This is a genomic window from Flavobacteriaceae bacterium GSB9, assembly GCA_022749295.1.
GTDB lineage: Bacteria > Bacteroidota > Bacteroidia > Flavobacteriales > Flavobacteriaceae > Flavisericum.
In genome coordinates, this window is record CP062007.1 from 1,361,370 (window position 1) to 1,377,332 (window position 15,963).

General features: G+C 37.1%; 14 protein-coding genes and 1 tRNA gene. 2 read left to right on the forward strand and 13 right to left on the reverse strand.

Annotation, left to right across the window (positions count from 1 at the left end):
• Positions 1-82: 82 nt before the first annotated feature.
• Genes GSB9_01158 through idi form a run of 3 tightly spaced genes read right to left on the reverse strand, consistent with a single transcriptional unit; the run spans position 83 to position 1,998 of the window.
• Complete coding sequence (locus tag GSB9_01158; GenBank protein UKM64607.1) at positions 83-1,054, reverse strand: class I mannose-6-phosphate isomerase; 972 nt, start codon at positions 1,052-1,054, stop codon at positions 83-85.
• Between the two features lie 9 nt (positions 1,055-1,063).
• Positions 1,064-1,477 carry a 6-carboxytetrahydropterin synthase gene (locus GSB9_01159; GenBank protein UKM64608.1) on the reverse strand — a complete coding sequence of 138 codons (414 nt, stop codon included), beginning with the start codon at positions 1,475-1,477 and terminating at the stop codon, positions 1,064-1,066.
• Positions 1,474-1,998, reverse strand: a complete 525-nt coding sequence (gene idi, locus GSB9_01160) for an isopentenyl-diphosphate Delta-isomerase (protein UKM64609.1) — start codon at positions 1,996-1,998, stop codon at positions 1,474-1,476. Before idi ends, GSB9_01159 begins: the two co-directional genes overlap by 4 nt.
• 129 nt (positions 1,999-2,127) lie before the next feature.
• Here idi and GSB9_01161 point away from each other — a divergent pair, with 129 nt between their 5' ends.
• Positions 2,128-3,717, forward strand: a complete 1,590-nt coding sequence (locus GSB9_01161; protein UKM64610.1) for a peptide chain release factor 3 — start codon at positions 2,128-2,130, stop codon at positions 3,715-3,717.
• A 48-nt stretch (positions 3,718-3,765) separates the two neighbouring features.
• Complete coding sequence (locus GSB9_01162; protein ID UKM64611.1) at positions 3,766-4,086, forward strand: (4Fe-4S)-binding protein; 321 nt, start codon at positions 3,766-3,768, stop codon at positions 4,084-4,086.
• 39 nt (positions 4,087-4,125) lie between these two features.
• On the opposite strand, the gene GSB9_01163 is transcribed toward GSB9_01162, so the two are convergent.
• From GSB9_01163 to GSB9_01172, 10 genes are all read right to left on the reverse strand, one after another.
• Positions 4,126-4,443, reverse strand: coding sequence for a DUF3467 domain-containing protein (locus GSB9_01163; protein UKM64612.1), 318 nt, complete (start codon positions 4,441-4,443; stop codon positions 4,126-4,128).
• A gap of 56 nt (positions 4,444-4,499) precedes the next feature.
• Positions 4,500-8,801 (reverse strand): DNA-directed RNA polymerase subunit beta', encoded by a 4,302-nt coding sequence (rpoC, locus tag GSB9_01164; protein ID UKM64613.1) that lies wholly within the window; start codon positions 8,799-8,801, stop codon positions 4,500-4,502.
• Positions 8,802-8,890: 89 nt separating this feature from the next.
• The gene (gene rpoB / locus GSB9_01165) at positions 8,891-12,703 is read right to left on the reverse strand and encodes a DNA-directed RNA polymerase subunit beta (protein UKM64614.1); all 3,813 of its coding nucleotides are present in this window, start codon (positions 12,701-12,703) and stop codon (positions 8,891-8,893) included.
• A gap of 123 nt (positions 12,704-12,826) precedes the next feature.
• On the reverse strand, positions 12,827-13,204 hold the full coding sequence (rplL, locus tag GSB9_01166; GenBank protein UKM64615.1) for a 50S ribosomal protein L7/L12: 378 nt from the start codon (positions 13,202-13,204) through the stop codon (positions 12,827-12,829).
• A gap of 64 nt (positions 13,205-13,268) precedes the next feature.
• On the reverse strand, positions 13,269-13,790 hold the full coding sequence (gene rplJ, locus GSB9_01167; GenBank protein ID UKM64616.1) for a 50S ribosomal protein L10: 522 nt from the start codon (positions 13,788-13,790) through the stop codon (positions 13,269-13,271).
• A gap of 20 nt (positions 13,791-13,810) precedes the next feature.
• Positions 13,811-14,500, reverse strand: a complete 690-nt coding sequence (gene rplA, locus GSB9_01168; GenBank protein ID UKM64617.1) for a 50S ribosomal protein L1 — start codon at positions 14,498-14,500, stop codon at positions 13,811-13,813.
• Between the two features lie 19 nt (positions 14,501-14,519).
• Entirely contained in the window at positions 14,520-14,957 is a 438-nt protein-coding gene (gene rplK / locus GSB9_01169; protein ID UKM64618.1) for a 50S ribosomal protein L11, read from the reverse strand.
• Between the two features lie 72 nt (positions 14,958-15,029).
• Positions 15,030-15,584, reverse strand: coding sequence for a transcription termination/antitermination protein NusG (nusG, locus tag GSB9_01170; GenBank protein UKM64619.1), 555 nt, complete (start codon positions 15,582-15,584; stop codon positions 15,030-15,032).
• A gap of 28 nt (positions 15,585-15,612) precedes the next feature.
• On the reverse strand, positions 15,613-15,807 hold the full coding sequence (secE, locus tag GSB9_01171) for a preprotein translocase subunit SecE (protein UKM64620.1): 195 nt from the start codon (positions 15,805-15,807) through the stop codon (positions 15,613-15,615).
• A 48-nt stretch (positions 15,808-15,855) separates the two neighbouring features.
• Positions 15,856-15,928 (reverse strand) — tRNA-Trp (locus GSB9_01172).
• Between the last annotated feature and the right edge of the window lie 35 nt (positions 15,929-15,963).

Sequence of the window (15,963 nt, forward strand, 5' to 3'; positions counted from 1 at the left end):
ATATTGTTTAAAATTTACGCAAAAATAGGTAATTAATTAACAGGAATATTGCGATTTAACTTAATAATTACATTCAAGAAAATCACACATAAACTTCCAACAGCTTAGCATATTTTGCTTCAATGGAGTAATTTTTTATTCCTGCCGGGAGTAATAAGGTTTCGCCTTTTACCAGATGCTCTGAAATACCATTTGCTGATAGTGTAGCCTCTCCATCAACACACATATAAATGTAAAATGAGTCTTGTGTGTTTTGCTTATTGAGCTTTTCTGAAACCTCTAAATAACTTGTTGTAAAATAAGGGCAACTCACCATCTCATTAGATTGGTTTGGTGTTTTAGAATAGTTGACCCTAAAATTATCAGCCATATTAAAATCAATGGCATCAATAGCCAAGTCGTTGTGGAGCTCGCGTTCGTTACCCTGATCATCCACACGGTCCCAATCGTAAACGCGATACGTTATATCACTTGTTTGTTGTATTTCAGCAACCATAACCCCGGCACCAATAGCATGTACACGTCCAACTTCAATGAAATAGGTATCGCCTGTTTTTACCTTGTCAAAATTCAAGATTTTAGTTAAAGTCTTATTTTCTAGGTGCTTTAAATATTTTTCTGGAGTTATCTTTTGGTTGAAACCTACTATTAAGTTTGCGTCGTCATCAGCCTGAAAAACATACCACATTTCAGTTTTTCCAAAAGAATTATGGCGTTTTGCCGCTAACTCATCGTTAGGGTGCAATTGAATGGATAGGTCTTGTTTGGCATCGATAAACTTTATTAAAAGCGGAAATTTATCACCAAAAATTTTATAGTTTTTTTTACCTATTAAATCAGACTGAAATGTTTCCAGCAATTGCTTCAGCGATTTTCCTTTAAGTTCGCCATTGCTTACTACAGAGGTATCACCTTCTACATCACTTATTTCCCAACTTTCGCCAATGTTGGGCAAATTTGATTTTTTGTTAAGAAGGTTTTTTAATTTTTGTCCACCCCAAATTTTATCTTTCAATATGGGGTGAAATTTAAGAGGGTATAATTGGTTGGACATAATAGGGTTTTATGATTTTCCCGAAAAAGAAACATAATTTCGGGGGGTTTCGTATAATGTTATTTCAAGTTCCAGTTCTTGCTCTAACTTGGGCTTTATTTTGTTGTAAATCACTACAGCTATGTTTTCGGCCGTTGGGTTTAAGGTTTTAAATTCTGGAACTTCTAAGTTTAAATTCTTGTGGTCGAAGGCATCTTCAACTTCACTTTTAATGATATCCTTTAAAATTTTCATATCGATAACATAACCTGTTTCCTCATCTATAGGGCCAGTTACACTCACAATAAGTTCGTAGTTATGCCCATGAAAATTAGGGTTGTTACATTTACCGAAAACATCGTCGTTCTTTTCATGGCTCCAATCTGGTCTGTAAAGCCTATGTGCGGCATTAAAATGTGCCTTTCTACTCACTGTAACTTTCATGATTTAATGTTTATGTGTTCGTAGAATTTATCAAAAATCACTTTAAACCACGCTGTGTAAGCATCGGGGTTTTTGGTTATATCAGCCTTAATATCCTCTAAAGACATCCATTTCCAACTAGCCACTTCATCGGGATTGATATTAGGTTCGCCATTGTATTTACCCAATAAAATATGGTCGTATTCGTGTTCTGTCAACCCATTTTCAAAAGGTGCTTTATAGATAAACGATATGGATTCCTGCAGTTCGGTTACAAAGCCCATTTCTTCCATTAAGCGGCGTTTGCCGGCTTCAATGTTGCTTTCGCCTTCCCGTTGGTGACTACAGCAGGTATTGGTCCACAAACCGGGTGTATGGTATTTATGCAATGCCCGTTGCTGAACCATCAATTCGTTTTCATCATTAAAAACAAAAACCGAAAACGCGCGGTGAAGCAATGCTTTTTCGTGCGCTTCCATCTTTGGCATTAAACCAAGTTGTTCGTCTTTTTCGTTAACTAAAATTACTTTTTCTTCTATCATAGTCTAACAAAAATACCAAGTAAATTTATAAAACACCTATTTCTAAATAGAAAAATGAAATGATAGTATAAGTTATATTTCTTAATGAACAAGAAATAGTATCTTTGCAACCCATTTGCAAAAACAGTTATGAGCTTTTTAAAAGAAATACAACGCAGAAGAACTTTTGGTATCATTTCGCACCCTGATGCGGGTAAAACTACCCTGACTGAAAAATTACTGCTTTTTGGTGGTGCCATTCAAGAAGCAGGTGCCGTAAAGAGCAATAAAATTAAAAAAGGGGCAACCAGTGACTTTATGGAAATTGAGCGCCAGCGTGGTATTTCGGTAGCTACCTCTGTTTTGGCTTTTGAATATAACGGCATAAAAATAAACATCCTCGACACCCCCGGACACAAAGATTTTGCTGAAGACACCTTTAGAACTTTAACCGCAGTTGATAGTGTAATTGTAGTAATAGACGTTGCAAAAGGTGTAGAGGAACAAACCGAAAAACTGGTTGAAGTTTGCCGTATGCGCAACATTCCCATGATTGTTTTCATCAATAAATTAGACCGAGAAGGAAAAGATGCCTTCGACCTTCTGGATGAAATTGAGCAAAAACTAGGACTAAAAGTAGTACCCTTGAGTTATCCCATTGGTATGGGATACGATTTTAAAGGCATTTATAATCTTTGGGAGAAAAACGTTAATTTGTTTAGCGGCGATAGCCGAAAGAATATTGAAGAAACCATTGAAATTTCAGATTTGGCCTCGCCAGAATTAGATGGCTTGGTTGGTGAAAAAGCTGCCAATACCTTAAGGGAAGAAATTGAATTGGTTGAAGGCATTTATCCTGATTTTAATAAAGATGAATATTTACATGGTAAGCAACAACCTGTGTTTTTTGGTTCGGCATTAAATAATTTTGGTGTTCGCGAACTTTTGGATTGTTTTATTGAAATTGCACCAAAACCTAGGCCCAAGCAAAGTGAAGAGCGGTTGGTTGAACCCAACGAGGACAAATTTACCGGGTTTGTTTTTAAAATTCATGCCAATATGGACCCCAACCATAGAGACCGCTTAGCCTTCATAAAAATAGTGTCCGGTAAGTTTGAGAGAAATAAACCATACTTGCACGTTAGACACAACAAAAAACTAAAATTTTCGAGTCCCAATGCATTTTTTGCTGAAAAAAAGGAAATTGTTGATGTGTCCTACCCTGGTGACATTGTAGGCTTGCACGATACTGGTAACTTTAAAATTGGCGACACTTTAACCGAGGGTGAAGAGATAAACTATAAAGGCATTCCTAGTTTTTCGCCAGAACATTTTAGATATATCAATAATGCCGATCCATTAAAGTCAAAACAACTCTACAAAGGTATTGACCAGTTAATGGACGAAGGTGTTGCGCAATTATTCACCCTTGATCTTAACGGTCGCAAAGTAATTGGTACGGTTGGCGCACTACAATATGAAGTGATTCAATACCGATTGGAGCACGAATACGGTGCCAAATGTACTTATGAAAACCTGAACGTTTATAAAGCTTGTTGGATTGAAACCGAAGATGAAAAAAGTGAAGAATTTAAAGATTTTTTGAGGGTTAAACAACGTTTTTTGGCAAAAGACAAACGTGGGCAATTGGTGTTTTTGGCAGATTCGCCGTTTTCACTTCAAATGAGCCAACAAAAATACCCTAGTTTAAAATTTCATTTTGTATCAGAATTTGATTAAAACTAACCATAATTCATCTCATCTATACTTTTAACCATTTTTTAATTTTTGACCGATTTTTTTGATCTAAAACTTGAAGCTATTTTTAACTTGAAGTACCAACTAGATCGACCCCAAATTGATTTAACTATGGAAATTAATGCTAAAGAGTTCAGTAATAAAGAAATTACTGTAACGTACGACCCCAGTCTCTGTTCGCTTTCCGGAAGATGTATTAAAGACCTTTCTGAGGTTTTTATGAATTCGGTTATCCCTTGGGTAGATATCAATGACGCATCGCCCGATAGCATACAAAAGCAAGTAAACCGTTGTCCTTCTGGCGCTTTAAAATTTCATTTAAATAGAAAGTTAGAACACAGCGAACTCTAAGAAAAAAGTCCCTGTAAAAAAACAGAGACTTTATAACTTTTAAGCTTGGCCGGTTGGTCCAAAATTCAATGGTATTGGCGGTTGCTCGTAATCTTTAATTTCACCATGTGCATTTTCAAATCTAGCCACATTATCACCCAATGCTTTTAATAAACGCTTGGCGTGTTGTGGTGTCAATATTATTCTAGACTTTACTTTATTCTTGGGTACACCTGGCATGATATTTACAAAGTCAACAACAAATTCAGATACAGAATGGTTTATAATAGCTAAATTGGAATAGGTTCCCTCTGCTACTTTTTCATCCAACTCGATATTAATTTGTCCTTGTTTTTGTTTTTCTTTTTCGTCTGCCATGATTTTTATGGGTTATAAAAAATCAATCCCGCTTAGTGCGGGATTGATTTTGTTCATTAGTTATAATTTAACTCTTGTTTTACCTGCATCATTTCATCAAACTCTTCTTTTGAGCCTACTATGATATCAGAATAACTTCTCATACCAGTACCTGCTGGGATTCTATGTCCAACAATTACATTTTCTTTTAGGCCTTCTAAAGTATCTACTTTACCAGCTACTGCTGCTTCATTAAGTACTTTAGTTGTTTCCTGGAACGATGCCGCAGAAATAAACGACTTAGTTTGTAACGACGCTCTTGTAATACCCTGCAATATTGGTGTTGCAGTTGCCGGTTTAGCATCTCTTGCTACAACAAGTTGTTTGTCTTCCCTACGTAAAATAGAGTTTTCATCTCTTAACTCACGTGGCGATATAATCTGTCCAGCTTTAAGGTTGTCAGAATCTCCAGCGTCCTCGACAACTTTCATTCCAAAAATATCGTCATTTTCCTTGATGAAATCAGCTTTATGCGCTAATTGATCTTCTAAGAAGATAGTGTCGCCCGAGTCGATAATTCTAACCTTACGCATCATCTGTCTTACAACAACCTCAAAGTGTTTATCGTTAATTTTCACACCTTGCAAACGGTAAACTTCTTGTACTTCGTTTACTAAATATTGTTGTACTGCAGAAGGTCCTTTAATATCAAGAATATCATTAGGTGTAATTGAACCATCAGAAAGTGGCATACCTGCTTTAACGTAATCATTTTCTTGAACAAGAATTTGATTTGAAAGTTTAACCAAGTACTTTTTGATTTCACCTAATTTAGACTCAACGATAATCTCTCTGTTACCACGTTTAATCTTACCGAACGATACCACACCATCAATCTCGCTAACAACAGCAGGGTTAGATGGATTACGTGCTTCGAACAACTCGGTTACACGAGGAAGACCACCAGTAATATCACCTGCTTTTGCAGACTTACGCGGTATCTTTACCAATACTTTACCAACACTAATTTTCTCGTTATCATCAATCATTAAGTGAGAGCCAACCGGTAAGTTATACGAACGGATGGTTTCCCCTTTACTATCTTCGATATGAAGTGTCGGGATTAGTTTTTTGTTTCTGGATTCCGAAATTACTTTTTCTTGGAAACCTGTTTGCTCATCTATTTCCACTTGGTAGGTTACACCTTGCTCGATGTTTTCATATTTTACTTTACCAGCAAATTCTGAAATAATTACACCGTTATAAGGGTCCCAAGTACAAACAACATCGCCTTTAGATAATTCTTGACCATTTTTAATGTGCAAGTTAGAACCATAAGGAATGTTATTATTACTTAAAACAATTCCTGTTTTCTTATCAACAAGTTTAAGCTCTGAGGTTCTAGAAATAACAATATCTACTTCGTTTCCTTCAGAATCTTTTCCTTTAACTGTTTTTAGGTCTTCTATTTCGGCTACACCATCAAACTTAACAACCAACTTGTTGTCCTCTGAAATGTTTCCAGCAATACCACCCACGTGGAATGTACGCAGTGTAAGCTGTGTACCAGGCTCACCAATAGATTGAGCGGCAACCACACCTACAGCCTCTCCACGTTGTACCATTTTACCAGTAGCAAGGTTTCGACCATAACACTTAGCACAAATACCTTGTAAGGCTTCACAAGTTAAAGGTGAACGCACTTCCACTCTTTCAAGTGGCGATTCTTGTATAGTCTTAGCTATTTTATCGTTAATTAACTCACCTGCAGAAACCAATAATTCGTCTGTTACAGGATTGTATACGTCGTTTAATGATACACGACCTACAATACGTTCTTGTAAGGTTTCAACAACTTCATCATTCTTCTTCAGTGGCTCAACTTCAACCCCCCTTAAGGTACCACAATCTTCTGTATTGATAATTACATCTTGGGATACATCAACCAGACGACGCGTTAAGTAACCTGCATCGGCAGTTTTAAGTGCGGTATCGGCAAGACCTTTACGTGCACCGTGCGTTGAAATAAAGTACTCTAAAATTGAAAGCCCTTCTTTAAAGTTTGAAAGAATTGGGTTTTCAATAATCTCTCCACCACCGGCATTGGATTTTTTTGGTTTTGCCATCAAACCACGCATACCAGTAAGCTGACGAATCTGTTCTTTAGATCCACGAGCACCGGAATCAAGCATCATAAACACCGAGTTAAAGCCTTGTTGGTCTTCACGAATACGTTTCATTGACAACTCGGTCAATTCAGCATTTGTCGAAGTCCAAATATCAATAACTTGGTTGTAACGCTCGTTATTAGTGATAAGTCCCATGTTATAGTTTCCAGTAATACCGTCAACCAATCCATTGGCTTTATCAATCATATCTTGCTTTTCAGGTGGAATAATAATATCACCTAAACTGAATGAAAGACCACCTTGGAAGGCGAATTTGAAACCTAAGGTTCTAATTGCATCCAAGAAATCTGCTGTTTCTGGAACCGAAGTTACCTTTAAAATATCACCAATAATATCTCGTAATGATTTTTTGGTCAATACTTTGTTGATGAAACCTGCTGCTTGAGGTACATGTTGGTTAAACAACACGCGACCTACTGTAGTTTCAACAATCATTCGGTCTAACTTACCTTCCTCATTGATATCAAGCGTTCTTACTTTGATACCCGCATTCAAGTCTACTCTCTTCTCGTTAAAAGCAATTTCTACTTCTTCAGGAGAATAGAACGTTAAACCTTCTCCTTTAATTGGTACTTCAGGTGTAGACTTACGCTCTTTAGTCATGTAGTAAAGGCCAAGCACCATATCTTGGGAAGGAACCGTTACCGGCGAACCATTTGCTGGGTTTAAGATATTATGGGAAGCCAACATTAATAGCTGGCATTCCAAAATAGCTTCTGGTCCAAGTGGTAAGTGAACTGCCATCTGGTCACCATCGAAATCGGCATTAAATGCAGTACACACCAATGGGTGTAACTGAATCGCTTTCCCCTCGATTAACTTAGGTTGGAAGGCTTGAATACCTAAACGGTGAAGCGTAGGAGCACGGTTTAGCAATACCGGATGCCCTTTAAGAACATTCTCCAAGATATCCCAAACCACTGGCTCTCTTTTATCTATAATTTTCTTAGCAGATTTTACCGTTTTTACGATACCTCTTTCAATTAATTTTCTAATTACAAAAGGCTTATAAAGTTCGGCTGCCATGTTTTTTGGCAATCCGCATTCGTGTAATTTTAATTCTGGACCAACAACAATTACCGAACGAGCCGAATAATCAACACGTTTACCAAGTAAGTTTTGACGGAAACGCCCTTGCTTACCTTTTAATGAATCGGATAATGATTTTAATGGTCTATTAGAATCGGTTTTTACTGCAGATGATTTACGCGTGTTGTCAAATAAAGAATCCACGGACTCCTGAAGCATACGTTTTTCGTTACGTAAAATTACTTCAGGTGCTTTAATTTCAACCAATCTCTTAAGACGATTGTTACGGATAATTACACGACGGTATAAATCATTTAAATCTGAAGTCGCAAAACGACCACCATCAAGCGGCACTAACGGACGTAATTCTGGTGGAATGATTGGAATAACCTTCATAATCATCCACTCCGGACGATTTTCTCTATTTTGGTTAGATTCACGTAAAGCTTCAACAACTTGTAAACGTTTCAACGCTTCTGTTTTACGTTGTTTAGACGTTTCGGTATTGGCTTTATGGCGTAACTCGTACGACAATGATTCTAAATCTATTCTTCCCAATAATTCAATTAAACACTCAGCACCCATTTTAGCTAAGAACTTGTTAGGGTCTGAATCGTCTAAATATTGGTTGTCTTGTGGCAGTGACTCTAGAACATTCAAGTATTCCTCTTCGGTAAGGAAATCCATTTTTTGTAATGGTTCGCCTTCTTCATTTTTAGCAATACCAGGCTGGATGACTACGTAACGCTCGTAGTAAATAATCATATCCAACTTTTTGGATGGTAAGCCCAATAAATATCCTATTTTGTTGGGTAAAGAGCGGAAGTACCAAATATGGGCAACAGGAACTACCAAATTAATGTGTCCTACCCTATCTCTACGTACTTTCTTTTCGGTTACCTCAACGCCACAACGGTCACAAACAATACCTTTATATCGAATTCTTTTATACTTACCACAGGCACATTCGTAATCCTTTACAGGACCAAATATACGCTCGCAAAACAAACCATCACGCTCTGGTTTGTGTGTACGGTAATTGATAGTCTCTGGTTTTAAAACTTCACCTCTAGACTCTGCCAAAATAGACTCTGGTGATGCTAGACCAATTGAGATTTTATTAAACCTCTTTACTGTATTTTTATCTTGTTTTCTTGCCATTTTCTTAAGTTTTCAGTCTCAGTCTCAGTATTCAGTATTTAGTATTTAGTTTAAACTACTAGCTGGACACTGTAACTGTAAACTATATTTTACTCCTCTAACCTGATATCCAAACCTAAACCTTTCAATTCATGCATTAATACGTTGAAAGATTCTGGCAATCCTGGATCTGGCATTGGTTCACCTTTAACAATACTCTCATATGTTTTAGCTCGACCAATAACGTCATCGGATTTTACAGTTAAAATCTCACGTAAGGTACTTGATGCACCATAAGCCTCAAGTGCCCAAACTTCCATCTCACCAAAACGCTGACCTCCAAACTGGGCTTTACCTCCCAATGGTTGTTGTGTAATTAATGAGTAAGGTCCAATAGAACGTGCGTGCATTTTATCATCAACCATGTGTCCTAATTTCAGCATGTAAATCACACCTACTGTTGCAGGTTGATCGAAACGCTCACCAGTTCCACCATCATAAAGATAGGTATGGCCATATCTTGGAATTCCAGCCTCATCAGTAAGGGCATTGATTTGATCGATATTAGCACCATCAAAAATAGGCGTAGCGTACTTACGACCTAATTTTTGCCCGGCCCAACCTAATACCGTTTCGTAAATCTGACCAATGTTCATACGCGATGGTACACCAAGTGGGTTCAATACAATATCAACTGGTGTTCCGTCTTCTAAGAAAGGCATATCTTCCTGACGAACAATACGGGCAACGATACCTTTGTTACCGTGGCGTCCTGCCATTTTATCACCTACTTTAAGTTTACGTTTTTTAGCAATGTAAACTTTCGCTAATTTTATAATTCCAGATGGCAATTCATCACCAACAGAAATGGTAAACTTTTCGCGGCGCAATGCCCCTTGTAAGTCGTTTTCCTTAATTTTATAATTGTGGATTAAATCGGCCACTAATTGATTCGTATGGTCATCGGTAGTCCATTTTCCAGATACCAAGTGTGCATAGTCATCAACGGCATTTAACATTTTTAAAGTGAACTTTTTACCTTTTGGTAACACCTCTTCACCTAAATCGTTAAAAATACCTTGCGCCGTTTTTCCGTTTACGATAGCAAAAAGTTTTTCAACTAAAATGTCTTTTAATTCATCAAACTTTCTGTCGTACTGTGCTTCAAGAGCTAAAATATCGTCTTTATCCTGCGCTCTTTTACGTTTATCTTTTACCGCTCTGGCGAATAATTTCTTCTCAATTACTACACCATTTAATGAAGGCGACGCTTTTAACGATGCATCTTTTACATCACCAGCTTTATCACCAAAAATAGCACGTAATAATTTTTCTTCCGGTGTAGGATCAGATTCTCCTTTAGGTGTAATCTTACCAATTAAGATATCACCAGGCTTCACTTCAGCACCAACGCGAATCATACCATGTTCATCTAAGTCTTTTGTGGCTTCTTCAGAAACATTAGGAATATCGTTAGTTAACTCTTCGTTACCAAGCTTGGTATCTCTAACCTCAAGTGAATATTCATCAATGTGAATTGACGTGAAAATATCTTCGCGTACTACTTTTTCAGAAATTACAATCGCATCCTCAAAGTTATATCCTTTCCAAGGCATAAAGGCTACTTTCATATTTCTACCAAGCGCTAATTCGCCCTGTTGCGTAGCATAACCTTCACAAAGCACCTGGCCTTTTTTAACCTTATCGCCTTTTTTAACGATAGGCTTTAAGTTGATACTGGTACCTTGGTTGGTTTTTCTGAATTTCACCAATTGATAAGTTTTGATATCGGTATCGAAACTTACTTTAGCTTCATCTTCAGTACGGTCATATTTAATTTTGATTTCTTTTGAATCAACATACTCAACAACACCACTACCCTCTGCATTAACCAATACACGGGAATCTGACGCTACTTGACGCTCAAGTCCGGTACCTACAATTGGAGATTGCGGACGTAATAATGGAACCGCTTGACGCATCATGTTTGATCCCATCAATGCACGGTTCGCATCATCATGTTCCAAGAACGGAATTAATGACGCTGAAATTGACGAAATCTGGTTTGGTGCCACATCTGTGTAATGAATCTCTTTAGGATCGATTACCGGGAAGTCACCTTCCATACGTGCAATTACTTTATCATGAAGAATTTTACCGTCATCATCAACTTTAACAGTTGCTTGTGCAATTAGTTTTTCTTCCTCTTCCTCTGCACTTAAATATGTTGGTTCATTTTTAATATCTACAACACCATCTTCTACTTTCCTGTAAGGTGTTTCAATGAATCCCATTGAATTCACTTTCGCATATACTGAAAGTGAAGAAATCAAACCAATGTTTGGCCCCTCAGGTGTTTCAATAGGACATAAACGTCCGTAGTGCGTGTAGTGAACGTCACGTACCTCGAAACCTGCTCTTTCTCTTGAAAGACCTCCAGGTCCAAGTGCTGATAAACGACGTTTATGAGTAATCTCGGCCAACGGATTGGTTTGATCCATAAACTGAGATAATTGATTCGTACCAAAGAACGAGTTGATTACAGAAGATAATGTCTTCGCATTAATCAAATCGATTGGTGTAAACACCTCGTTATCACGAACGTTCATTCGCTCACGTATGGTACGTGCCATACGAGCTAAACCAACACCAAACTGAGAGGATAACTGCTCACCTACTGTACGTACACGACGGTTTGAAAGGTGATCAATATCATCAATTTCTGCTTTAGAGTTAATAAGCTCAATTAAGTATTTAATGATGGTAATGATATCTTCTTTGGTAAGCACTTGCTTATCCATTCCAATATCCAACTGTAATTTTTTGTTCATTCTATAACGACCTACTTCACCTAAAGAATAACGTTGGTCACTAAAGAATAATTTATCTATAATACCACGTGCCGTTTCTTCATCTGGCGGCTCGGCATTACGTAATTGTCTATAAATATGCTCAACAGCCTCCTTTTCTGAGTTTGTTGGGTCTTTTTGAAGCGTGTTGTGAATAATCGCGTAATCACCTTGCTCGTTAGATTCCTTATGTAAAAGAATAGTTTTTACATCGGCATCAACGATTTCAAGAATGTTGTCTTTATCTAAAACCGTATCACGGTCCAATACAATTTCGTTACGCTCGATAGATACTACTTCACCAGTATCTTCATCAACAAAATCTTCGTGCCATGTGTTAAGTACACGGGCCGCTAATTTTCTTCCTAAGTATTTTTTTAATCCAGTTTTTGATACTTTAACTTCTTCGGCTAAATCAAAAATTTCTAAGATATCTTTATCACGCTCAAAACCAATAGCGCGGAAAAGCGTTGTAACCGGTAACTTTTTCTTTCTATCAATGTAAGCATACATTACCTGGTTAATATCTGTAGCAAACTCAATCCATGATCCTTTGAATGGAATAACCCTTGCTGAATATAATTTTGTTCCGTTAGCATGGAACGATTGCCCGAAGAATACCCCTGGCGAACGGTGTAATTGCGATACCACTACGCGCTCGGCACCGTTAATAACAAAAGTACCGCTTGGCGTCATGTAAGGTATGGTTCCTAAGTACACATCTTGAACAATGGTTTCGAAATCCTCATGTTCAGGATCCGTACAGTACAACTTTAACCTTGCTTTTAGCGGAACGCTGTAAGTAAGTCCTCTTTCAATACACTCTTCAATGGCATATCTGGGTGGATCTACAAAGTAATCTAAGAATTCTAATACGAATTGATTACGTGAATCTGTAATTGGAAAGTTTTCCATGAAGGTGTTATAAAGCCCTTCATCACCTCTTTCTTCAGATTTAGTTTCTAATTGGAAAAAATCCTGGAAGGATTTAATCTGAATATCCAAAAAGTCGGGATATTCCGTTCTATTTACAATAGAGGAGAAGTTTAATCTTTCAGCTTGTGTTGATAACATCAATGGACGGAATTTTGATTAAAAAAATAGTGAAAGCATATATAATTGTTATATACGCAAAATGGTTTAGGTCTTAGAGATACCTCTCCAGACCTAAACCTTTAAGTTTTTGAGTTGTTAAGCTTACTTAAGCTCAACCTCAGCTCCAGCCTCTTCTAATTGAGCTTTAAGAGCTTCAGCTTCATCTTTAGCTACACCTTCTTTGATTGGAGATGGTGCTTCATCAACTAAACCTTTAGCTTCTTTTAATCCTAATCCAGTTAATTCTTTAACTAATTTTACAACAGCTAATTTAGAACCACCTGGTGCTTTAAGGATTACATCAAATTCAGTTTGCTCTTCACCAGCGTCGTCTCCACCGCCAGCAGGACCAGCAACTGCTACTGCTGCAGCTGCAGCAGGTTCGATGCCATACTCATCTTTTAATATAGTTGCTAACTCGTTTACTTCTTTTACAGTAAGGTTAACTAATTGTTCTGCGAAATCTTTTAAATCTGCCATTTTTCTACCGTTTTAATAAATTTTTGTAATAATATAATTGTAATAAAGTGCGTACTGCTTAATACTATCCTTCTTTTTCAGATAGTGTTTTTATAAGTCCAGCTAATGTGCCTCCACCCGATTTAAGTGCAGAAACAACGTTTTTGGCTGGAGATTGTAATAATCCTACAATTTCTCCTAACAACTCGTCTTTAGATTTAATTTCAACTAAAGCATCCAATTGTTCGTCACCAATGTAAATAGCTTCCTCAATAAAAGCTCCTTTTAATAGAGGCTTTTCAGATTTTTTACGGAAGTTCTTTATCAACTTAGCTGGTGCATTACCTGTTTCGGAATACATTACCGTTGTATTTCCTTTCAAAACCGTTGGAAGTTCTTCAAACTCTTTGTCTGAAGCTTCCATAGCTTTAGCAAGCAATGTGTTTTTAACAACTGCCATTCTTACATTGGCCTTAAAAGCGGCACGACGTAAGTCTGAGGTTACTCCTGCATTTAATCCTGAAATATCGGTTAAATAAATATTTGCGCTTTCGGCTAATTCTGCAGTTAAGTCCTCAATTACTTGTGATTTTTCTTCTCTTGTCATAATAAAAGTTTTAACTTAAATTAACCAATTTTAGGATCAACAGCTATACTGGGGCTCATGGTAGAAGACATGAAAATGCTCTTAACATAAACGCCTTTTGCAGTTGTTGGTTTTAATTTAATTAATGTTTGTAATAATTCATTTGCGTTACCCGCAATTTTATCAGCACTGAAAGATGCTTTTCCAATAGCAGCGTGTACAATTCCGGTTTTATCAACTTTAAAGTCAATTTTACCAGCTTTTACTTCGCTAACTGCTTTTGCAACATCCATAGTTACTGTACCAGTCTTTGGGTTAGGCATTAAGCCACGAGGACCTAACACACGTCCTAAGGGACCTAATTTACCCATTACACTTGGCATAGTAACGATAACATCAACGTCTGTCCAACCACCTTTAATTTTTTCAAGGTACTCATCTAAACCAACGTAATCTGCTCCAGCTTCTTTCGCTTCGGCTTCTTTATCTGGTGTTACTAATGCTAATACTTTCATGTCTTTACCAGTACCGTGAGGAAGTGAAACAACACCTCTAACCATTTGATTTGCTTTACGTGGATCTACGCCCAAACGTACAGCGATATCAACTGATGCATCAAACTTTGTATTGGTAATTTCTTTAACTAAGGCAGATGCTTCATCTAATGAATACACCTTTCCTTTTTCAATCTTCGCTAAAGCCTCTTTTTGCTTTCTTGTTAATCTTGCCATTTTTTAATGCTTTAATAGATTAAGAAGGAAATTTTCCTGTTACGGTTATTCCCATCGATCTTGCAGTACCAGCAACCATTTTCATAGCAGATCCTATTTCAAATGCATTTAAATCCTGCATTTTGTCTTCTGCTATGGCTTTGATTTGGTCCCAAGATACTTTAGCTACTTTTTTTCGGTTTGGTTCACCTGAACCTTTTTTCACCTTGGCCGCTTCTAATAATTGTACTGCAGCTGGAGGAGTTTTAATAACGAAGTCGAATGACTTGTCTTTATAAACAGAGATAACAACCGGTAATACTTTACCAGCTTTATCTTGGGTTCTCGCATTAAATTGCTTACAGAACTCCATAATGTTAACTCCAGCAGCACCTAAAGCGGGTCCAACCGGTGGCGACGGATTCGCAGCACCTCCCCGAACTTGTAACTTAACTACTTTACCTAATTCTTTTGCCATTTTTAATAATTTAATTTGATACGCTTTCAATTGGAAGCAAAAAACGCATCAATTTATATAGTGTAACAATTATTATACTTTTTCAACCTGCATATAACTCAACTCTAATGGTGTTTTTCTTCCAAAAATCTTAACCATTACTTCTAGTTTACGCTTTTCTTCATTTATTTTTTCGATAGTACCATCAAATCCATTGAATGGCCCGTCGATTACTTTAACCGTTTCTCCTTTTGTAAACGGAATAGCGACATTGGCAGTTTCTTCAACAGCAAGTTCATCTACTTTGCCTAACATTCTATTTACTTCAGATTGTCTTAAAGGCACTGGATCTCCTCCTTTTGTTTCACCAAGGAAACCAATAACATTGGTAACAGACCTTATGATGTGCGGGACTTCTCCAGTTAAATTGGCTTGAATCATGATATAACCTGGAAAAAACACTTTTTCTTTGTGTATTTTTTTTCCGTTACGGATTTGTATCACACGCTCGGTGGGCACTAGTACTTGGTCAACATAATCTTGCATCCCTAATCGAGCAATTTCATTCTCGATATAGGTTTTGATTTTATTTTCCTGACCACTAACAGCACGAACAACGTACCATTTTTTTTCACTTACTTCAGACATAAATTTTTCTTTTTACTTTTAGTGATTTTTAACTAATCCATTGAAAGTAAGCTGCAATAACTTTACTGAAAACAGTATCTACGCCCCAAATAGCAAGAGAAAATATAATAGAAAATAAGGCAACTAAAACTGTTAAGCTTTGCCCCTCTGCCCAAGTAGGCCAAGTAACATTATTTTTTAGTTCTCCGAACGATTCTTTTATATAGTTTACAATTCCAGCCATTTTATTTTTTATTTTATAAATTGAAAAACAACATTCAATTTATTATTGCACGGGTTGAGAGACTCGAACTCCCGACACCTGGTTTTGGAGACCAGTGCTCTACCAACTGAGCTAAACCCGTAAATATAAGTCAAGGTATTCCGGATAAACGAAATA